The organism is Kitasatospora sp. NPDC101801, assembly GCF_044766665.1.
Classification (GTDB): domain Bacteria; phylum Actinomycetota; class Actinomycetes; order Streptomycetales; family Streptomycetaceae; genus Kitasatospora.
The window spans coordinates 40,202-59,793 of record NZ_JBIWML010000021.1 but is presented as its reverse complement, the minus strand read 5'-3'; the positions used below and the strand labels follow the sequence as shown (position 1 = coordinate 59,793).

Sequence of the window (19,592 nt, the reverse complement as noted above, 5' to 3'; positions counted from 1 at the left end):
CTTCGCACTGCCGCCGTCGAGTCCGGCGACGACTCTGACGTCCGCTTCGGTCATGCCCAGGATCCCAGCGACCAGGCGGACCTGAAGCAGAGTCGGGTTGTGCCCACGGCCGAGCATGCGGATGGTGGACCTCGCCAGTCCAGCGGCGCCGATGGCGATGCGCGAGGCTGCGAAGCCCGGCCCGGCGGACTCGGATCACCACCGGAGGCGTCCGGGCCGCCGGGATCGAGGTCGGTGCGTGCCGACCGGGCCCCGCCCGCAGCTGCCAACGCCTCTGGCCGGCACGGCGGTTGGCGGCGCGCCCGGCGGGACAGGGAGTGTCGGACGCGCCGCCGCCGGTCAGGCCGAGGGGTGGGTGCAGAGGGTGCTCTGCTGCTCCGGGGCCAGCGCCGGGGCGGTGGTGACGCAGACGATGCTCAGCTCGTTGGTGACCACCTTCGGGGTGGCGAGCACGGCCGGGCCGGAGCGCAGGACAGTGGTCGAGGCCACCGTCAACCACGGGCTCCCCCAGGCGCGCTGGGTCTTGAGTTCAACCTTGGCCAGGACCGGCTGACCGGTGGCCGACGTGAGCCGGGCGAGGCCGGCGAGACCGGCGGCGTCACGTTCGTGCCAGACACAGGGTTGGCCGGTCGCCGAGGCGTCGGTGGTGCAGGTGACCGGGCCCGTGAGCGTGGCAGGGTCGGCGAAGGCTGTCGCGGGTACGGCGAGAAGGGTGGTCATACCGACAGCAACGGCTGCGATGCGGGTGCGCATAACGGTGTACTCCCTAGGAATTGAAGGCTTTTGGCCCGTTGGGGTGAGTCTTGCACACCGTGCACGGATCATCACTGTGGGGAGTGTCACACGTTTCGTAGTCGGGTGAACACCCAGGGCTACCGGGATGGACGGGCCGCGTCGCCCGAGCGACAGGAGCCCCCGGGCATCCGGCGCCCCCCCTGGCCGGGCCGCCCGCTCAGCGGCGCCGAGGCGACTCCGGGAATGCGATGTCACCCCGGGGCGCCCGCAACTCCGGAAGATCATCAACAAGCTGACACTGCGATTAAGCGGCCATCGGAGTTCCTGGCCATCGGCCTTGCGCCCACTGACCAGCCTCCGTTGCCCGACTGACCACCGCTCAGTCGCGTGGTCGGTACGCCCCCCAGCACTTCTGGGGTAATTTGTCCTGTTCCGGCGACCTGGGCAGCCGACCTAAACTGCGCGAGAGCCCAGGGGGGGTACAGGATGAACGAGCAGGAGCTGATCAAGTCGGTCGGTCGCCGTACGGCACTTCGGTACCTGGCGGTAGGAACTCTGATGACCGTCGTGTCCGCGTGCAGCGGAAACGGCTCCGGGGGCGGGCCGACGAAGCAGGCACTCAAGGCCTTCGCCACAGGCCGCTGGGAGTACAGCTCGAACGCCGATCACGTGGGAGTTCTCACCGTCACCGCAGACGGGCGCTGGTCGACCACCCAGTGGAACGGGCTAGAGGGACGCTGGGAGCTCACCGGCAGCAGCCTCACGATCCGCATGGATGGACGCCCCGGCCGCCACGACGACTTCGGGTCCCCCTTCCTCCTGCAGGACATGACCGAAAGCGTCGATGAAGGCTTCTCGGGCCGGTACGAGCTGAACGACGGCTGGTCCAGTGACATCGGGGAATCAGCCGAGGTCAGCTACAGGAAGGGCGAGCTGGCTGTCTTCTTCCCCGGCTACTACGACGGTGGAAAGGGCGCAGGACTCACGGTGACGTGCACCCGGCAGAAGTAACCGCACGGCGACATGACCTCCACCACGCGGAGCACCGCCGCCGCCGGCGACGTCGACCACAACCTGCCGACCCTCTGCCCGGTCCTCGAGAACACCCTCGCCTCCGCAGCGACGCAGTCGGCACTCTCTTCTGCAGCTCGCGCGGCCGCAGAACGGCCTGCTGGGCAGCTCTCCAGTGTCGGATCGGAATTGCACCGGGGCCGGCAACCGATCGGGCCCCGGGCGGCGGTGGGGCGGAGAGGGCAGGATTCGAACCTGCGCGGACCCCGAGAGGTCCTGCTCGACCGTTACCGGCCAGGCACCCGATCAGCCACTCCGGGCACCTCTCCCAAACCTCCGGGGCGGTGCGTTGCCCCTTCGGCGTGACACCACTCTGCCCACCCCACCTGACACCGACCTGACCTCCGCCTGACCGGACGCCGGACCGGGCGCCACGGGCGCCGCGAGCTGCACGAACTCGTCGGCCTGCCCACCGGCGAAGCCTCCGTGAGCCCCCCGCCCGGCTCGTACCCGAGAGCTGGAGCACCTTCAGCACATGGCTCGGGGATCCTGCGATTCCCGGGCCACGGACACCTACGGCAGGTCCTGAGACGCAGCAGTCGTGGAAGTCTCCTCCTCGGGCAACCAACACCAGCCCTCGAAACGGTCTCCGAGGCGTTGGTCATCGGCAGGCAGGGGCCGCACGATATCTCGGTGCGGTCCTCGCCGGGGTGGTGCGGTCGCGGGTCCCGGCGGATCAGGGCGGCAGCTGTCACTACCCGTCAGGTCAGCGATGGCGCGCGGGCGGGCACCGGCATCTGCACCGGTCGCCACCGGCCGGCGAGCGCGTGGTCCGGCCAGCCGGCGGCCCGGTGATCGGACTCTCCCGCTGGCGCCCGTCCGTCATCGCCCGCGAACGGCTGACGCCCGGTCAGGGTGCCCCCACAGGAGCGCCGACCGGGTCCGCCACGAAGGTCGGAGCGCACGAGGTATCGGAGCAACCGGCCACAACCGCCCGTCCCCTGTGCCGACCCGGGACCTCCCCAAGCTCCACGGCCCCGGTCTGGATCAACGGAGCCGGAGGCGGATACCACCCAACGGTCCACCGGGTGACGGACCGTCCCCTGTGACTCGACGACCTCCCCGCTCGCCGACCGCCCGCACCGGGGCGCCGCTGAACGCGGACGGACGCGGTCGAGCCAGCCGGAAGCCGCCGGCCGAGCGGAACTGTGGCCTGGCTGACGCAGGAATTTCTGTTATCCGAGACCCGGCGGGAAGCGCGTCGTCCAGATCGCGAAAACCCCCGGAAAACCTCGCCAAGAGGCCTTCCAACGGCCGCGACAAGCATGCAATGGTACATGTCACACATCCCCCACGGTGTGCCGTGCGGACGGGCTTCCCAACTCCCGTTCCTGCCACTCCCCCATGACCGCGCCCTTCGGCGTGGCCGCAGAACAGCCGGAAGGCCCCCACATGCGACGTTCCTCCGCCATGCCCACGGACCTGCTCAGACTGCTGATAGCCGCACTCGTCTGCTGTCTCGGCGCGACCCTGTTCACTTCCACCGCACAGGCGGCGGCCGGCGGCCGGACGCCCGCTCCGAGAGCCAAGCCGGCAAGGCCGGGTGTGCCGCCGCTGGCGGCGGCCACCCGGCTCTCGGTCGACGCCGAGGCGGAGTCCGCCGAGCAGTCGGTCAGCCTTGCGCAGCGCGCTCCCTTCCGCGCCGCCAGTCCGGCCGAGCGGGCCGTGGAGAGCAAGTTCGGCCTGTCGGCCCAGCAGGGGCCGGCCGCTCCCGCGGCGTGCAGTGTCGGCGACTTCACCAGTCGCACCGGCAGCGCGCTCGTCGCGCAGATCAAGTCCGCCGGCACCGACTGCGTGAACTCCCTCTTCGGCCTCAAGGGCGCCGACGCCACCGCCGCCTTCGGTGAGACGCAGATGGTCACCGTCGCCAACGCACTGCGCGCCGTATCGGTCAACTACCCTGGGAACAACAGCACTTCGGCTGCCCAGTTGGTGACCTTCCTGCGCGCGGGCTACTTCGTCCAGTGGTACAACCCCGAGACGGTCGGCAGCTACGGCAGCACGCTGCAGACCGCGATCCGCGGCGCCCTCGACACCTTCTACGGCAACGCCCACTCCAGGGACGTCACCGACTCCAACGGCGCGACCCTGGCCGAGGCCGTCACCCTGATCGACAGCGCTCAGGAGAACGCCCGCTACCTGCCGGTCGTCAGGCGGCTGCTGTCGGGCTACAACAGCTCGTACGACAGCTCCTACGCGATGCTCCTCGCGGTCAACAACAGCTACACGGTGCTGTGGCGCGGCCACCAGGCGGACGGCTTCGTCGCCGCCGTGCAGGCCGACCCGAGCGTGCTGACCGCCCTGCGCGACTTCGCCGTCACCAACGACGCGCTGCTCGGCACCGGCAACGGCTACCTGACCGCCAACGCCGGCCGCGAGCTGGGGCGCTTTCTCCAGCACAGCGAACTCCGTTCCGCCGTCCGCCCGTTGGTCAAGGAACTGCTCGGTCGCAGTGCCATCACCGGCCGGACCGCCCAGCTCTGGGTGGGTCTCGCCGAGTCGACCGACGACTACGACGCGGCCAACTGTGCCTACTACGACACCTGCGACCTGGCGTCCAGGCTCCGCGACAAGGTCCTGACGATCCACTACACCTGCAGTCCGAGCATCGACATCGTGGCCCAGCAGATGAGCGACGCCGAGCTGGCCGCGAGCTGCACCAGCCTGCGCAACCAGGACGCGTACTTCCACAGCGTGGTCAAGGACAGGGGACCGGTCGCCGGAGACCTCAACTCCACCATCGAGGTGGTGGTCTTCGACTCCAGCGCCGACTACAAGACCTACGCCGGGAAGATTTTCGGGATCAGCACCGACAACGGGGGCATGTACCTGGAGGGCAACCCCGCGACGGCCGGCAACCAGCCCCGGTTCATCGCCCACGAGGCGGAGTGGCTGCGCCCCGACTTCCAGATCTGGAACCTCAACCACGAGTACACCCACTACCTCGACGGCCGGTTCGACATGGCCGGCGACTTCAACGCCGGTGTCACCACCCCGACCATCTGGTGGGTGGAGGGCTTCGCGGAGTTCGTCTCCTACACCTACCGGGGCGTCGCCTACGACAGCGCCGTCACCCAGGCCGGCCAGAACACGTACAAGCTGAGCACGCTGTTCAACACCACCTACGACAACAGCGACAGCACCCGGGTCTACAACTGGGGTTACCTGGCCGTCCGTTACATGCTCCAGTCGCACCGCGCCGACGTGGACACCGTCCTCGGGTACTACCGGGCCGGCAACTGGGCGGCCGCCCGGACCTTGCTGACCAGCACCATCGGCACCCGCTACGACGCGGACTTCGCCGCCTGGCTGGCCGCCTGCGCGGCCGGCAACTGCGGCACCGTACCGCCGGCCAACCAGGCGCCGACCGCCGGGTTCACCGCCGCCACCACCGGCCTCTCGGCCGCCTTCACCGACACCTCGACGGACCCGGACGGCACCATCGCGGCCCGCTCCTGGAACTTCGGCGACGGCACCACCGGCGCCACCACCAATCCCGCCAAGTCCTACTCGGCGGCCGGTACCTACACCGTGACGCTGACCGTCACCGACAACAACGGGGCCACCGCCACCACCAGCAAGGCGATCACCGTGGCGGCCGTCGGCGCAGCCGAGTGCGCCGCGCCCGACTCGCGTGAGCTCGGCCGTAACTGCAAGCGCAGCAACCTGTCCGCGACCACCGGGAACTACAGCCACCTGTACCTGAACGTCCCGGCGGGGACCACCCAGCTGACGATCACCACGACTGGTGGCACCGGCGACGCCGACCTCTACTACAGCGCCAACGGCTGGGCCACCACCGCCAACCACACCGTCAGTTCGCGCCGGTCGGACAACAGCGAGACCGTCACCATCAGCAACCCGCCGACCGGCACCGTCTACCTCAGCCTGTACGCCTACGCGGGCTTCGGGGGCGTTTCGGTGACGGCGTCCTTCTGAGCAACCGGCGAAGAACCGAACCGAATTGACCCGCTGTCCGGTGCGCCACGGTGGCGCACCGGACAGCGGGCTTCCGCGTACCTTGGCGCGGGCTGGAATCTCCCCCTGGGGGAGCTCATAGCGTTCCTCTCGGCGCCGCAGGGTGCGGCCGTCGAGAAGGGGTGTGTCTCATGGCTACGTTCGTACTGGTGCCGGGTCTGTTCCTGGGGGCCTGGGCGTGGGAGGCGGTGGCCGCCGAGCTGGAGGCCAAGGGGCACCGGGCGGTGGCGGTGACGCTGCCCGGGCTGGCGGAGCGCGCGGGCGATGACGCGTCGGACATCGGGCTGGCGTCGCACGCGGACGCGGTGGCGGAGGTGCTCGCCGCCGAGGGCCCGGGGACGGTGCTGGTGGCGCACAGCTACGGCGCGTTCCCGTGCGTCGCGGCGGTGGACCGGCGGCCGGAGCTGGTGTCGCGGCTGGTGTTCGTGGACACCGGTTCCCCGGAGACGGGTGAGTCGGTGGTGCTGACGATGCCGCAACTGGACCTGCCGGCGGCGGTGACGGGGGACGCGGTTCCGGTGCCGAAGGAGATCCCGGCGGTGCACGGCGTACCGGAGGCCGAGCACGAGCGCTGGCTGCGCCTGGCCACCCCGCAGCCGGTGCGGACGGTCACCGAGCCGGTCGAGCTGACCGGCGACTGGCTGCGGGTGCCGACCACCGGGGTGTTCTGCCTGTCGAGCGGCTTGACCATGGAGTTCGCCCGTTCGCTGCATGCCACCGGGATGCCCCGCTTCGCGAAGCTGGCCGAGCCTGGCGTGACCTTCTTCGAGCTGGCGACCGGTCACTACCCGATGCTCTCCGCGCCGCTGGAGCTGGCCGAGGCGCTGGAGCACGCCGCCGACGGCGGAGGCCGCAGCCTTTACGACAACTGACCGAGGATGACCTTGAGCGGCTCTGCGCCTGCGAGAGCCAGCTCCTCCGAGGCCGGATCGGTCGGCACACAGGACGCGGGAGAGGTGGCTGCTGGGGCGGGTCGCAGCCCCGGGACGGGAGACCGCCCTGGTGCTGATGACCTGGATCGCGGAACCGGCCGACGAACCTCTCCCGCTGGAGCCGGCCGAGCGGGAGACCAACACCTGGTTACCTCGACGCCGAGGTCGAGGTCCGGCGGACCCTGACCGTCGCCGAGGTGGCGGGCGCCTTCGAGCGGACCGCAACGGCCTTGCGGGCCAGGGTCCGTGACTCGGGGTACGCCGGTGCGGCGACCTTCGATGTCTGGCACGACGAGGTCACCGGACAGTTGCGGTGCTCGACCGGGACGGTCTCCCCGGAGGGTCTGTCCTTCGGCGGCACCTACATCCCCACCACCGACCTCGGGCCGGCCGTCGCGGGCTTCCGGGTGGACGACTCCCCCGGGGGTGATCGCCATCACCGACGACGATTCGAGGACGACTCGGACGGACATCCGGACCGCCGCTGCCAAGGCTGGTAACCGGCCACCAGACCCAGACCCACCATCACCGCATCGCCCCCTCCGGGGGCCTTCGCATACCCGCCGACCGGGGCCGGTCAACTGACGCGCCGCACCCAGTGCCCGCCGCGCGCACCGCACCGCCGCCTGCCGCTCCGGTCGAGCGAGGTGCCGCCGCAGGGCCGTGCACAGGAGCCGGAGCCCCGACCGGAACAGCGCCCCGGAGCCGCGAACAGGCGAACCGAGCATCTCCGGGGAACCCGTCTGAGCACCGAAGGGGCGCCACCTGCGGATGGCCCCCCTTCATGCTGTGGTGAGCCGTGCGTCTACTCGTCGGGGTCCTGGTCGCTCTCGTGGAGGCGGAGGGCCCTCAGGATCTGGTCTGCGAGATCTTCGGCGCTGATGTGGCCGGTCACCTTGCCGGTGTCGGCATCGTAGGTGTTCAGGGTGAAGCTCTCTCGGTCGACGATTCCGGTCCTGCGGAAGACTTCGAACAGCGCGGAGCGGGGATGCGTGGGCACGGTCTGCTCTCCTCCGGTGGGTCGGTGGCGGGGTCCCGGAGTTCCGGGATCACGGTCGTGGTGACGTTTGGCGTCCTGTGCCTCGGCGCTTCAGCTCGCGAGCTGGGCACCTCGTTCGGAAGCCATCGCCGGAAGTGGCAGCCAACTGGCGGGGACGTCGCGCATGATCAGGGCGCAGTCAAGGGTCGCGCTGCCCGGTGGGAACCGGTCCGGGTCGTCGAAGAAGGACGATGCGGCGGAGCGGACCCGGCCGGCCTCCACGTGCCAGGCATTGGTCGACAGTTCCATGCCGTCCAGATGCCGGCCGGAACTGGTGGCCGAGAAGCCCTTCACCCCGTCCTGGAAGAAACGGGAGGCCTCGGCAAGATCCGTGAAGAGCTCGCTCCCGCGCAGCTCGTCGGACGGTTCGACGGTGACATCCACGCGGGTGTCGCCATCCGATGTCGCCAGTGCGACGCGCATCCGACCGGGTGTCTCGTGCACCTCGAAGTCGGCGCGGCCCAGTTCACCGGGGAAGAGTCGGCCTCCGGCCCAGGCGTTCAGCCGCGAGGCGGTGTCGCGCCGTGGAATGTAGACCCCGGTCTCGACGCCTTCCGGCCCGTCCCATTCGACGGCGATCCGATGTGCCGCGTTCTCGCTCCGCAACCCGAACGCCTTGGGTGCCCAGACCGGCCGGACACTTCCCAGGCGCAACAGGCAGATGCCCGCGACCGCGTAGCCGTTCACCAGTTGCGGGCGCAGTGGCCGCGGGAGCAGGCGTACCGCGGCGTCCGGGGCGACTCGGTAGTTCACCAGCAGCCGTCGTTCGACGATGCTGGACAGCTGCGGCTGCCTCATGATCCCTCGTTCTGCGCCCTGGGGCGCCATTTGGTGTGGCGAAGCACGATCTGCTCGGGGCAGACGGCGCTGAGGAACCGACCGACGCAGGCAGCCAGTCGATCTTCAGCCAGTGTGTAGAGGATTCGGTTGCCGTGGCGACGTTCGGTGACCAGTCCGGCTGCCTTGAGCACGCCGAGATGGCGTGAGATGGAGGGTGCACTGATCGCGAACCTGCTCGCGATCTCGCCGGCTGCGAGCTCGCCGCCTCGGAGGTCCTCAAGGATCTGGCGCCTCGTCGGATCGGCGAGAGCCCGGAAGACCCCCGCTTCGTCCTGAACTTCTGTCATGCCTGATATTTAGCAGATTAGCTAAGCAGCTAACAAGAGGGGGTGGGATGAAGCTCGGGGGTGTGGCTGTCGAACACCGAGCGCCATCGGGAGCGGCGCGGTGGACGGCAGCTGGCGCGGTTGGCCGGTTGGGGTTGCCGAGGTGCAGGGCTGAGGTGGGGTCAGTGGCTGTTGGTCCTGTTGCTGGCCGTGCTGGTCATGCTTGAACTACGGCTGTGTGCTTGACCGGCCTGGCGTTCACCTTGCGGCGTGGATGCTCACCCGGCGCCGGTGACGTGTGTGCAGTGCCAGCGGCACCCCGTCGATCCAGTCGCCGACGCGCCAGTGGCGGGTGAGCACGGCTCTGGCCGGCAGTACGTCGCGGCCACTCGGACGTGGAACCAGCCCCCGTTGCCGCGGCCCCCATCGCGGGCAGCCGGCGCACCAGTTCTCCAGGCATCTCCGCCGTGCGCACCGACCCAACCCCAGGATCCGGAACGCGGAGACCACGCCCTGACAACCGGGCATGCATGGCCGGTGCTTTGACCTGTGCGAACGCCTGGCGGCACGTCAGCATCGAGCTGTGGACGACCGCTTCCGTGACACCGGTGCCCCCGTGCGCAGCCGACCGGCCTGCCACGTCCGCAACACCCGTGCGCGTACGTGAGAGAGGCGGTGTTCCGATGGCGGAGGGGGCCGTCCTGCTGCCTGCCTGCGGGGTGGCCGACGAGCCGGGTGACGGGGTGGCCCTGTGCGAGGGACCGCGGGCGGAGCCGATCGTCGCGGCCAAGCTCCGGCGGCCGTCCTTGGCTTCCTTGGCTTCCGGTCCGACCGCTACCGCCGTGACGGTCGTGGTGTTCGTCCTCGCCGTCCCGTGCCACCGATGAACAGCGCCGACCCGAACCCCGCGACAAGGAGGACGCCATGACGGAGCGCTACCTGAACCAGGACCCGGCTGCGCCGACACCGCCCACCAGGCAGCAGACGCCCCGCGCGGTGCTGACACCAACAGCCTGAGCGGCGGGACGATCGGCCCGAGCCGGACGCCCACTCGCCGTCACAGGCCGACGGCGGTGAGCTCTCGCAGGAACGCCTTCCTGGTCCGGTGGCGCTGACGAAGCTCATGGAGCCGCTCGTCGAACTCGGCTGTCGCGCCGTCCTGTTCGGCGAGCGCGGCGAGGTCCGCCAAGAGCTGCACAGCGGTGGCGTAGTCCCGCCCGGCCCGACGCCCGATCAGGTCCTCCACCCGGGCCCAGGCACCCTCGCGATCGCCGGCCAGCACGGTGACCCGACCCCGCTGGGCCACCACGGCGGCCTCCCGAACGGCCTCCTCGCGTACCCGCCGCTCAGCTGCCTCCCGGGCCAGCCGCCCCGCTGTCACATCGGAGACGGCAGCGCGCAGCTGACCGGCCGTCCGAACACCGGCCGACGACCCGTCAGCCAGCGCCTTCGGGCGGTCCTGGCGAAGCCTGCGCCGCAACGCTGCGGCGACCTGCTTCGGGTCCTCACTCGGCAGCCTGCGGAGCGGGGCGTTCTTGTCCTCGTCGGGCAGCGCGGCCACCCGTTCCCCGGGGAGGCCGGGTTCGAGGACCGGGTCCGGCTGCGACCGCGCCGTGGCGGCGGCCGTGACGAGGTCGGCGTCGATCCTGAGGAACGTGGTCAGGTCGGCGAGTGAGTGCGGCAGATCCTCCAGGCCGGCGGGCAGCGGCGGTCCGACGGCGTGGTCGGGCACTTCGCCGCCTCCGACGCACAGCAGCCAGGCCAGGTACAGCAGGCGAAGGTCACCGGCCGCGACGTCGTGGCGGGCCTCGGCGATGGAGGGCAGCCAGTGCTCCTCGGCTCCGTGTTCGTCGCCCCAGTCACCGCGGTCGCCGCGGTCACCGCGGTCGAAGAGGTCCTCGAAGTCGTCGTGGTCACCGTCCTGGTCCTCGGAGCTGAGGGTCAGGATCACCCGGTCGCCCGATTGGCGGACCTGTGCGGACGGTCCCACGCAGTAGCGCCGGGCCACCGCCAGCGGCAGGTCGTCCGCGCTCCAGCGCAGGACCACCTTGCGGTCCCCCCAGTTCGCGAAGTACAGGTGAGCGTCGTAGCAGGACTCCATGAGCTGCTCGCAGCTCCCCTTGAAGTCGCCCCACTGGTAGGTGTTGACGAACGACGTCGGCGTGATCTCGGCCCTGGTCGAGGTGCGCCGCACCTCGACCATCTGTTCAGCGGTCAGAGGCCGCTCAATCGCCGCGAACTGGTAGAACTGGAACTCGGACACGGTGCCCTCACTTCTGTAGTACTCCCCCGTGCCTACCCCGTCCCGGCCGCCCAGCACACCATCCGAACCCGAGGTCAGCAGCCGGGGCCACGCCCACCTGGCGGCGACGTGGCACCGGGTGCCTGGCGCTCCGGCGCTCAGGCCAGGCGCGGCGGCGACGGGGGTTCAGGCGTCCAGCCAGCCCGCACGGAGGGCTCCGTCCGAACCAGCGGGACGGGCGGACCGCGCCCGTCAGCCCGCCCGGATCCTCGGCAGCTCCGCGCAGCCGGTCTCCCCTGGCTCCGACCACTCCGGCGTTCGACATAGAATCAACGCTTGCCCTAGCGATGTGGTGTGCGGGACCTCGGCCCTGAGGAGCCCACGGCAAACCCCAGGGAGAAGTGAGGAATGCCAGTGATCTGCGTCGGAGGCATGATCGGCATCGGCAAGACCAGCGTCGCCGAGCTGCTCGCCAAGGAGCTCGGCAGCGAGGTCTTCTACGAGAGCGTGGACGAGAACCCGATCCTGCCGCTCTTCTACACGGCCAGCCCCGAGGAGATCCAGGCGAACCGGTACCCCTTCCTGCTCCAGCTGTACTTCCTGCAGACCCGGTTCGCCGCGATCAAGGAGGCGTACCGGCAGGGCGACAACGTCCTGGACCGCTCCATCTACGAGGACTGGTACTTCGCCAAGGTCAACCACGACCTGGGCCGGATCAGCTCCCTGGAGATGCAGGTCTACGAGGGCCTGCTCGCGGAGATGATGCGCGAGATCGACGGCCTGCCGTACCGCAAGGCACCCGACCTGATGGTCTACCTCAAGGCGGACTTCGAGACGGTGCTGCACCGGATCGGGCTGCGGGGTCGTGACTTCGAGCAGGACGAGGGCCTGGTGGAGTACTACCGGACGCTCTGGTCCGGGTACGACGACTGGGTGCACAAGCACTACTCCGCCAGCGAGGTCCTGGTCATCGACATGAACCACACCGACGTGGTGCACGTCCCCGAGGACGCGGCCCGGGTGGCCCAGCAGGTCAAGGACACCCTCGCGGCTGTCCGCCAGCCGGCCTGAGCCCACGCCCACGGCGGAACCCTGCGACGACCGGCAGGCCCCAGGCCCGTACGGTTGATCAGGCGGTGCAGCCCCGGCCGGACGCCGCGCTGTCCCCAGGAGATCTGACCGGGCGTTCGCGGATTCGCCGGGTCGGGAAGACAGGGCAGGAGCCCTACACGGCACCCTCCCGAACGAGATCCTCGGATTCCGGGTGGCCCGGATCATCGGCCTGGGCGGCGGCACGCAGCGCCGCCTCGACCCGGCGGTTGCTGGTCATGGTCGCGGTGACGGCGGTCATGGCCAGGAGGAGGCCGGCAGCGGTGTAGAGCGGGGTGCGTACGTCGTAGGTGGTGGCCAGCCAGCCGCCGAGGAAGGCACCGAACGGGGCGGCGCACATGGCGAGCATGCGGGAGGTGGAGGCGACCCGGCCCATCAGGTGCGCCGGGACGATCGTCTGCCGCAGGGAGGGGGCGAGCACCATCGTGGCACCCATGCCCGCTCCGCAGACGGCCAGCGCGAGACCGGCGACGTACGGGTTCGGGGCGGCGGCAAGGACCAGGATCGCGAGCCCCTCGACCGCGGCCGTGCAGGTCAGCGCGGTGCCGGTGCCGAGTCGCCGGCTGAGGAAGGAGGCGATGCCCGCGCCGAGCAGACCCCCGGTGGCCTCGGCGGTGAGGAGCAGGCCGAAGCCGAAGGTGCCGATGCCGAGCCGGTCGTGGGCGAAGAGGGCGAGGACGGTCTCCACGGCGAGGAAGGCGATGTTCCCGACCGCCGGGCGCAGCGCGAGCCCGAGCAGCAGCCGGTCCCGGAAGACGTAAGCGGCTCCGGCCCGGGCCTGCCGCAGCAGCGACTCACGGGCCTGGGGTGCGGGCCGGGGTGCGGCGGGCAGCGATCGTACGAGCAGGGCGGAGAGCGCGAACGAGACCGCGTCGGCGAGCAGCGGAACCGCCCGTCCGAGCACGAGCAGGGCGCTGCCTGCGGGCGGCCCGGCGAAGCCGGACATGGCGGTCTGGGCGCCGCGCAGACGGGAGTTGGCGCGCTCCAGGAGTGCGGGGTCGCGGCCGAGCAGGTCCGGCAGGTAGGCGGTGGCGGCGGTGTCGAAGAAGAGCCCGCCGAGACCGAGCAGGAAGGCGACGGCGGCGAGCAGCGGAATGCTCAACGTGTCGAGTGCGGCGGCGGCCGCCGGTATCGCGAGCAGCGCCGCACGTGCCGCGTCCGCAATCCACATCGTGCGCCGGCGGTCCCAGCGGTCCACCAGTGCTCCGCCGAGCACCCCGAAGAGCAGCCACGGCAGCGTCCCGGCGGCTGTGACGACGGCGAGCGCCATCGGATCCCGCGTCAGCGTCAGCGCGAGCAGCGGCAGTGCGGCATGGGTCACCCCGTCACCGAGCGAGGAGACGGTCTGCGCGGTCCACAGTCGTCCGAATCCGGTCGGCAACTTCGTTGTCTCCGAGCTCACTTGACGTCTCCCTCGATCTGCCGGGCCGGTGCCGGGTGAAACAGTGCGAAGACCAGCGAGGCGTCCGGCAGCGACGGGTCGGACAGCTCCCGGTACTCGTCCGCCAGGGCCTCCAGCCGGGCCCCCAGCTGCGCGAACTGCTCATCGGTGAGCCGCAGATGCGCCATCCGTACGTGCCGCTCGCCGTCGGCCGGTGCTGCCTCCAGGTCGGCCACCGCGTGCCGCATCAGCACGTCCGGGCCACCCTCGCCCGGGTCCGGCAGCACGATCGACCGGGCGGCCATCGCGTAGTACCGCTCGGTGACCCCCCGGACCTTCCGCGTCCGTACCACCGTCACCAGGCCGGCCCGCTCCAGCAGCCGTACGTGATAGCTGGAACTGCCCTTCGCAAGGCCCACCCGTTCGGCGATCTGGGTGATGGTCGCGGGCTCGAAGCGGAGCACGGCCATGATCCGGTGGCGCGTGAGATTGGAGACGGCGCGAAGCTGCTCGTCCGTGGTGACATGGAACGTCTCGGGAAGATCATCGGTAGGCACGCGCTCAATGGTCAACGATCCTTGACCATTGCGCAAGGGGGTTTGCCCGCGCGTCCGCAATCGGCCACCCTGCAACGTGCGGCTCGCCCTCCCGCGCTCCCCTCCCTGCCTCGCTGCAGCCGGCCCCGGGTGACTTCGCTCCGCCCGTGCCGAGACCTCAGATATCGGCAAATGGGCTGCAGGATTACATGGTTGACGCACCGTCAGCTGCGGGCTGCGGCATAGCGGCCGGGCTACGAGCTCACCTCTTGAGCGAAGCCCCGCTGTCGAGTCGGCTCCGACCAGCGGGGCTGCGGTAGCTGTGCCTGTTCAGGAGTGTGCTTCGGCCAGGACCGGGGCCAGCATCGACTCCAGGGTGTCGGCGCTCACCACGTTCATCGTGCGGGCGGCGAGCCGCCCCTGGCGGTCGACCACGATCGTGCTCGGGAGCGTCTGCGGATTGAACGTGCCCTTGGGGAACTTGAGGAGCTGGGTGCCGTCCGGGTCGTACAGGCTGGGATAGGTGATGCCGTTCGTCTCCTCGAACCGCCTGGCGTTGCTCACGTCTGCGTCCGAGGTGTTGATCCCCAGGAACTGAACGTCCTGGTCCTTGTACTTCTGGTGGACCTGCTCGAGCCCCTTGGCCTCGGCACGGCAGCCGGTGCACCAGGAACCCCAGATGTTGATCACCACCACCTTGCCCGGGTAATCGGACAGCGCGGTCTGCCGCCCCGACAGATCGGTCCCCGCGATCGCCGGTGCCGCCCTGCGGGCTGCCACCGCCACGGTGTCGACACCGTGGCCGCCGCTGACGAAGTCGCCCGCCCCGCCGGCGCCCGAGCCGGCACCGGAACAGCCGGCGAGCGCGATGACCGCTACCACTGCGGTGACCAGTGCGGCCGGACGGAAACGGGGTGCGCGAGCAAGTGACACGGACATGGGCCCGAGTCTCGCACGACACCTGAGGGCACATCAGAGGGGGCCACCCGCCATCACCCCGAGGATGGTCTGCACCGAGACCAAGAGAGGCGACCACGGAGTCGACCAGGAGGACTTCGTCACCATCGCCGACCTGATCCGTGAACAGGCCGTACCCGGCAGAGACAGATCAGGGGCCCGGGCAGCGCTCGGCCCGCCCAGAGTTGCCTCACCGTGCCGGGCAGGGTTCAGGACACCATGTCGTAGACCGCCAACCCCAGGAGGAGCAGGACCAGGGCCAGCATGACCGCGCAGGTGAGACGGAACCGGAACCTGCTCCAGTACTCCGCCCGCCGACCGTCGGGAGTGTCGGTGCGCCAGACCGACGGGATGTCGACGCGACCTTCGGCGAAAGCCGCAGCGGCCCGCCGCACATCCCCGGGGTGATAGTGGTAGTACGTCGGCGCCGCCCCGTACGTGCCTCGGCTCTCCCCGCCGAACTGGCGGATGCGGACGTCGGCCCGCCCAGCGGCGCCCCGCAACCAGTCCTCACGTACCGGCCACAGTGCGACGACCTCGCGGCTGTCCAGCCACGGCTCCTCCTCCTGCGGCGACTCGGGCCCCTCCGGATCCGGCGTGTGCGGCATACGTCCCCCTCGAAACGGCAGGCCCCCAGTACACACCCGCCTACCCTCAGGCCGACAGAGCAGCTACGGCGCGTGGCCGGCGCCACCGGGCGCCGGCCACACCGGGCCCACCGACGGTCAGCCCTCGCTGCGGCCCTGCCAGGCTGCGCGTTGGCGCAGCGAGATCCGGTTGCCGTCCGGGTCCACGGCCTCGCTGCGGACGCCGAGCCCGTAGTCCTCCGGTTCGGGCTGGTCCAAGGTCACTCCACGGTCGCGCAGCACCTTGAAGTCCGCTCGCAGGTCGTCCGATTCCAGGAAGACCAGACCGGGCACGCCCACGGTGAGAAAACGCCCTTCGGGCCCCGGGTGGTCGATCCGCTTCTCCAGGCCGGGCCGCTCGGTGCAGAACCTCAACGCGCGCTCCTGGTCGGTGACATGGAGCGTCACGTACATGATGTCCGTCGATAGGTCTGTCGATCAGTACTGATTCACCGACGGACACCGACCAGAGAATGCGACGGACAGGCGAAGTACCTTTCCCACCAACGGAATCGAGGCCCACCGACCTCACTCCAGCGGGATCCCCTGGAACCGGACAGATCTGCTGGACACATCCACCGCCACGCCATCCGGCTACTCGCGCGTCAGCGCAAGCCGTGGCCACGGACATCACACCCGCGTCCAGGTGATCACGTCGAACGTACCAGCAGCGAACGGCAGTTGATCCGCATCACCCGGCACCAGCGGGACCTCCGGCTCGGCCTGGCGCAGCACCGCACCTCCGCGTCGGCCGGATACAGGCGTGTGCCAGGAGTGCCGCCGAAGTCTTCGTTGTTCCGGGGCTCAGCCGCGCAGGGCGGCGATGGCCTTCTCGATACGCCGTTGGCGCGTCTCGGGCCGCTTCGCGCTCTCGACGGCGCGCACGTGCTCCTGCTTGCGGCCAGGGGTGAGGTTGTCGTACGCGGCGCGGGCGACCGGGTCGTCGTCCAGGGCCCGGGCGAAGTCCGGGGGCTCGACGACGACGCGCGGCTCGGTGTCGAGCACGACCTCGACCTCGACCTCGTCGCCGACCGCTACGCCTGCGGCCTGCCGGTTGGCGTTGCTCAGGCCGAGCAGGTGGCGCCCTCGGAGGATGGCGACCCGGCTCTTCCACGAATGCCCGTCGACCGTGATCGTCACCGGCGGCCGCGCACCCCCGCCGAGTGCCGCCACCACCTCGGGCGGAACTTCCAGGCCCCGCATGGGCTCGGGCGGCTCGACGCGTGCACGAAACTTCATGATCCTTCTCCTGTCGTTCGGCGGCTCCGGCCCACCCGGCACCGACCAGCGGCTCCCGGTCCCACCCGGGACCATCACCGTGCCCGGGACGGCTGCGGTCCACGCTGCGCCGTCCCGGGAAGCTGTGAGGCAGGAAGTCGCGGCTACTCCGCGTACGGCTGGTCGGTTCCCTGGGCGCTGTAACCGACACTCCAGACATAGCCGTCCGGGTCGGCGAAGGTTCCGCCGTACCCGCCCCACGGCAGCGCACCGGCGGGCTTCAGGATCGTGGCGCCGGCCTCCCGGGCCTCCGCGATGATCTCCTCGACCCGTGCCTCACTGCGGACGACGTAGGTCAGCACCAGCCCGCTGAAGCCGCTGCCCATCGGGTCCGTGCCCACCTGGCCGGCCAGACCCTCACGACTGTAGAAACCCACCGGCGACGCGCCGTCGGAGTCGAAGAACACCGAGATGCCGTAGTCGTTCTGGATCTTCCAGCCGAGCCCCTCGACGTAGAACCGCTTGGCCCGGTCCATGTCCCGGACACCGAGGAGAATCGAGCTGACGTGCGCTTTCATATCGTGCTCCTTGCACTGTGGATGGAGGTGTACCCGGCATCCGGGCCGGGGGCCGGCTGCCGCACCGGCGCAGGTGCGCCGGTCAATCGGTAGGACCCGAGGGTCAGTCGGGGCGCGAGCGGAGGCACCGGGTCAGGACGGCGTCGGGGCGAGCGACGTGGCGGCCTCCCAGGCGAACCCGTCCGGGTCGGTGAAGGCGTCGGCGGTGCCGCCGAGGACGATGCGGTGCGAGCCGGTGCCGTCGACCGGAACCCCGAGGTCCTTGGCGAGAGCCCGGCGCTTGTACAGCGCCAGCGTGACGGCGCCGGACCGGCCGGGGGCGAACTCGGTGTACTTGCCGCCGAAGCTCTTGGCCACGGTCATGCCCCGGCTGACGTAGAGCTGCTTGGTGGCCTTCACGTCCTCGACGCCGATCAGCAGGACCACCTCGCCGATCTCGCGGGTGGCGGGACCGGTGTCCTTCTTCGCGGAGGTCGCGATCTTCCAGATCGTTCCGTCCGGGGCCTGGACAACGCCACTGTAACCCCAGAGCGACTTCGCGGCGGGCTTCAGGACCGTGGCGCCGGCGTCCACGGCCGCGCCGACGAAGCCGTCGACGGTGGCCGGCCCGGCCACCGTGAGCGCCAGGGTGAAGCCACGGAATCCGGTGGAGTGCGCCTCGGACGCCCGCAGGCGTATGTACGAGTCCACGCCGAAGGCGCTGTAGAAACGGCGAGCGGCCTCAAGGTCGGCCACCTCGAGGGTGACGGACGCGACGGACGTGTCGGCTGCGGTGGAAGCTGTGGTTGCCATGACCATCACGCTAGGGGCTGGGCGGCAGCCGGGGCTTCTCGATTCCTGACCAGTCCTGAGACCTGCTCTCCCTCCCGTCCGGCCCGGTCGTGCCGGGCAGGGCCGCTCCCAGGCCCCCGAACGGAACGGGGCAGGCGCCAACTGCCATGCTTGACAACGGTGTTCGAGTGCGAGCAGCCCGGACGGGGCGGGTGCTTGCGCAGCGGGCCAGGTGGCCTGGGCCGGCGTCGGCTGTGTCAGTCGCCGGCGGTGGTCGCGCTGCGGATGCCAGCCTCGTCGAGATAGCGCAACCGCCGCACACAGGCCCGGGCACCGTCCTCGGTGACGTAGACGTCGACCTCCCCACCGGCGTGCACCCACCCGCCGGTCGACCGGTTCAGGACCGCCCACGGCCGGTGGCCACGGTCATCCGGCGGCAACCGCACCACCTCGTACTGCGGCAACGGCTCCGTCCGCCCGACCGGCCCGGACTCCGCCCCGGCTCCCTGTAATGACCGTCCCGGTCCCACCCCCGTCATGGGTGCCACCCTACGGGCCCCACCAGCCGAAGCAGCGTCAACTGATCAATCAGCGCAGCCGAATCAGCCTCCCGAGGAGCCCCGAAAGGAGCCGCCCCGGCGTACCCGGGGGCGCGCGCGTACCGGGAGCCGACGCTCCCGCACGGCAACGGACCGAATGCCCCCAGGGTCGTCGGCCTTCCCGTACCGTTGCCACCCCGGCAGTCCGGACGCCCGACCGCGAAGCCGTTCCCCGCCTGGGCGCAGGCCGCGTTCACGTTCCCGGCTGAACGAACGTGAACAGTGCCCAAGCCGATTTGACGCTCGGTCAGCAGCCGCAGCCGGCCAGGTACGGCGTACTGGGCCACCTCCGTGGGCATGAACTTCCCCTTCTGGATCGCCCCCGCGACGCTCGTCTTCGAAGAGGTCTGGGACCTTGAAGGCGACCTCGGCTTCAAGGGCATGCACCCGGAACTGGAGATCGACGCGGTACACCGGTCGGCTCCGGACGACGGCAAGCAGAGCTGGCCCCAATGGCATATCCAGGGCCACTCGTTCGACCTGACGTTCCGCGCATCGGGCTTCTCTCAGTACTTCCGCCACGCCCCGCGGCTCACGCCGACCCAGGTCCTGCCCGTCGCCGAGCGCGGAGGCTGCTGCTTCACCGAGGTCGGCTTCGGCTGAGCAGCTTCGGTGCGACCGGGAGACGATAAACCAGGCCACACCGGGTCAGATCTCAAGCGCGGTCTCACTGTCCGGCATGGGGCCCGCCGTGAGGCACGCCTCGGCCTTCC

General features: G+C 70.4%; 20 protein-coding genes and 1 tRNA gene. 6 read left to right on the top strand and 15 right to left on the bottom strand.

Annotated elements, in window-relative coordinates; translation table 11 throughout:
- Positions 1-339: 339 nt before the first annotated feature.
- The gene (locus ACIRPK_RS22460; protein WP_403041048.1) at positions 340-720 is read right to left on the bottom strand and encodes a hypothetical protein; all 381 of its coding nucleotides are present in this window, start codon (positions 718-720) and stop codon (positions 340-342) included.
- Between the two features lie 501 nt (positions 721-1,221).
- Between ACIRPK_RS22460 and ACIRPK_RS22455 the strand changes: the two genes are divergently transcribed.
- Complete coding sequence (locus ACIRPK_RS22455) at positions 1,222-1,746, top strand: hypothetical protein (protein ID WP_403041047.1); 525 nt, start codon at positions 1,222-1,224, stop codon at positions 1,744-1,746.
- Between the two features lie 234 nt (positions 1,747-1,980).
- On the opposite strand, the gene ACIRPK_RS22450 is transcribed toward ACIRPK_RS22455, so the two are convergent.
- Positions 1,981-2,075 (bottom strand) — tRNA-Tyr (locus ACIRPK_RS22450).
- Positions 2,076-3,198: 1,123 nt separating this feature from the next.
- Here ACIRPK_RS22450 and ACIRPK_RS22445 point away from each other — a divergent pair.
- From ACIRPK_RS22445 to ACIRPK_RS22435, 3 genes are all read left to right on the top strand, one after another.
- Positions 3,199-5,745 carry a collagenase gene (locus ACIRPK_RS22445; protein ID WP_403041046.1) on the top strand — a complete coding sequence of 849 codons (2,547 nt, stop codon included), beginning with the start codon at positions 3,199-3,201 and terminating at the stop codon, positions 5,743-5,745.
- Positions 5,746-5,915: 170 nt separating this feature from the next.
- A complete protein-coding gene (locus ACIRPK_RS22440; protein ID WP_403041045.1) occupies positions 5,916-6,656 on the top strand; it encodes an alpha/beta fold hydrolase in 741 nt (246 codons plus the stop codon).
- Positions 6,657-6,913: 257 nt separating this feature from the next.
- Positions 6,914-7,216: a hypothetical protein gene (locus ACIRPK_RS22435; protein ID WP_403041044.1), complete on the top strand. Its 303-nt coding sequence runs from the start codon at positions 6,914-6,916 to the stop codon at positions 7,214-7,216.
- A gap of 305 nt (positions 7,217-7,521) precedes the next feature.
- On the opposite strand, the gene ACIRPK_RS22430 is transcribed toward ACIRPK_RS22435, so the two are convergent.
- The 4 genes from ACIRPK_RS22430 to ACIRPK_RS22415 all read right to left on the bottom strand — a co-directional run bounded on the left by ACIRPK_RS22430 (position 7,522) and on the right by ACIRPK_RS22415 (position 11,124).
- Positions 7,522-7,716, bottom strand: a complete 195-nt coding sequence (locus ACIRPK_RS22430; protein ID WP_403041043.1) for a hypothetical protein — start codon at positions 7,714-7,716, stop codon at positions 7,522-7,524.
- Positions 7,717-7,806: 90 nt separating this feature from the next.
- Positions 7,807-8,553, bottom strand: a complete 747-nt coding sequence (locus ACIRPK_RS22425) for a DUF2071 domain-containing protein (protein ID WP_403041042.1) — start codon at positions 8,551-8,553, stop codon at positions 7,807-7,809.
- Entirely contained in the window at positions 8,550-8,882 is a 333-nt protein-coding gene (locus ACIRPK_RS22420) for a metalloregulator ArsR/SmtB family transcription factor (protein ID WP_403041041.1), read from the bottom strand. Before ACIRPK_RS22420 ends, ACIRPK_RS22425 begins: the two co-directional genes overlap by 4 nt.
- Before the next feature lie 1,036 nt (positions 8,883-9,918).
- Positions 9,919-11,124 (bottom strand): hypothetical protein, encoded by a 1,206-nt coding sequence (locus tag ACIRPK_RS22415; RefSeq protein ID WP_403041040.1) that lies wholly within the window; start codon positions 11,122-11,124, stop codon positions 9,919-9,921.
- 387 nt (positions 11,125-11,511) lie between these two features.
- On the opposite strand from ACIRPK_RS22415, the gene ACIRPK_RS22410 reads away from it, so the two are divergent.
- Positions 11,512-12,174: a deoxynucleoside kinase gene (locus ACIRPK_RS22410; RefSeq protein ID WP_403041039.1), complete on the top strand. Its 663-nt coding sequence runs from the start codon at positions 11,512-11,514 to the stop codon at positions 12,172-12,174.
- A gap of 154 nt (positions 12,175-12,328) precedes the next feature.
- Here the strand turns inward: ACIRPK_RS22410 and ACIRPK_RS22405 are convergent, their stop codons facing one another.
- The 9 genes from ACIRPK_RS22405 to ACIRPK_RS22365 all read right to left on the bottom strand — a co-directional run bounded on the left by ACIRPK_RS22405 (position 12,329) and on the right by ACIRPK_RS22365 (position 18,744).
- A complete protein-coding gene (locus tag ACIRPK_RS22405; protein WP_403041089.1) occupies positions 12,329-13,594 on the bottom strand; it encodes an MFS transporter in 1,266 nt (421 codons plus the stop codon).
- A 17-nt stretch (positions 13,595-13,611) separates the two neighbouring features.
- Complete coding sequence (locus ACIRPK_RS22400) at positions 13,612-14,151, bottom strand: ArsR/SmtB family transcription factor (protein ID WP_403041038.1); 540 nt, start codon at positions 14,149-14,151, stop codon at positions 13,612-13,614.
- A 309-nt stretch (positions 14,152-14,460) separates the two neighbouring features.
- Positions 14,461-15,069, bottom strand: coding sequence for a TlpA family protein disulfide reductase (locus ACIRPK_RS22395; protein ID WP_403041037.1), 609 nt, complete (start codon positions 15,067-15,069; stop codon positions 14,461-14,463).
- A gap of 227 nt (positions 15,070-15,296) precedes the next feature.
- Entirely contained in the window at positions 15,297-15,695 is a 399-nt protein-coding gene (locus ACIRPK_RS22390) for a hypothetical protein (RefSeq protein ID WP_403041036.1), read from the bottom strand.
- Positions 15,696-15,812: 117 nt separating this feature from the next.
- The gene (locus ACIRPK_RS22385; RefSeq protein WP_403041035.1) at positions 15,813-16,127 is read right to left on the bottom strand and encodes a glyoxalase; all 315 of its coding nucleotides are present in this window, start codon (positions 16,125-16,127) and stop codon (positions 15,813-15,815) included.
- Between the two features lie 390 nt (positions 16,128-16,517).
- The gene (locus ACIRPK_RS22380; RefSeq protein ID WP_403041034.1) at positions 16,518-16,952 is read right to left on the bottom strand and encodes a YdeI/OmpD-associated family protein; all 435 of its coding nucleotides are present in this window, start codon (positions 16,950-16,952) and stop codon (positions 16,518-16,520) included.
- Positions 16,953-17,095: 143 nt separating this feature from the next.
- Positions 17,096-17,509, bottom strand: coding sequence for a VOC family protein (locus ACIRPK_RS22375; protein ID WP_403041033.1), 414 nt, complete (start codon positions 17,507-17,509; stop codon positions 17,096-17,098).
- A gap of 132 nt (positions 17,510-17,641) precedes the next feature.
- Complete coding sequence (locus tag ACIRPK_RS22370; protein WP_403041032.1) at positions 17,642-18,307, bottom strand: glyoxalase; 666 nt, start codon at positions 18,305-18,307, stop codon at positions 17,642-17,644.
- A gap of 230 nt (positions 18,308-18,537) precedes the next feature.
- Entirely contained in the window at positions 18,538-18,744 is a 207-nt protein-coding gene (locus ACIRPK_RS22365; protein ID WP_403041031.1) for a hypothetical protein, read from the bottom strand.
- A 432-nt stretch (positions 18,745-19,176) separates the two neighbouring features.
- Here ACIRPK_RS22365 and ACIRPK_RS22360 point away from each other — a divergent pair, with 432 nt between their 5' ends.
- Entirely contained in the window at positions 19,177-19,482 is a 306-nt protein-coding gene (locus ACIRPK_RS22360) for a hypothetical protein (RefSeq protein WP_403041030.1), read from the top strand.
- Positions 19,483-19,592 lie beyond the last annotated feature (110 nt).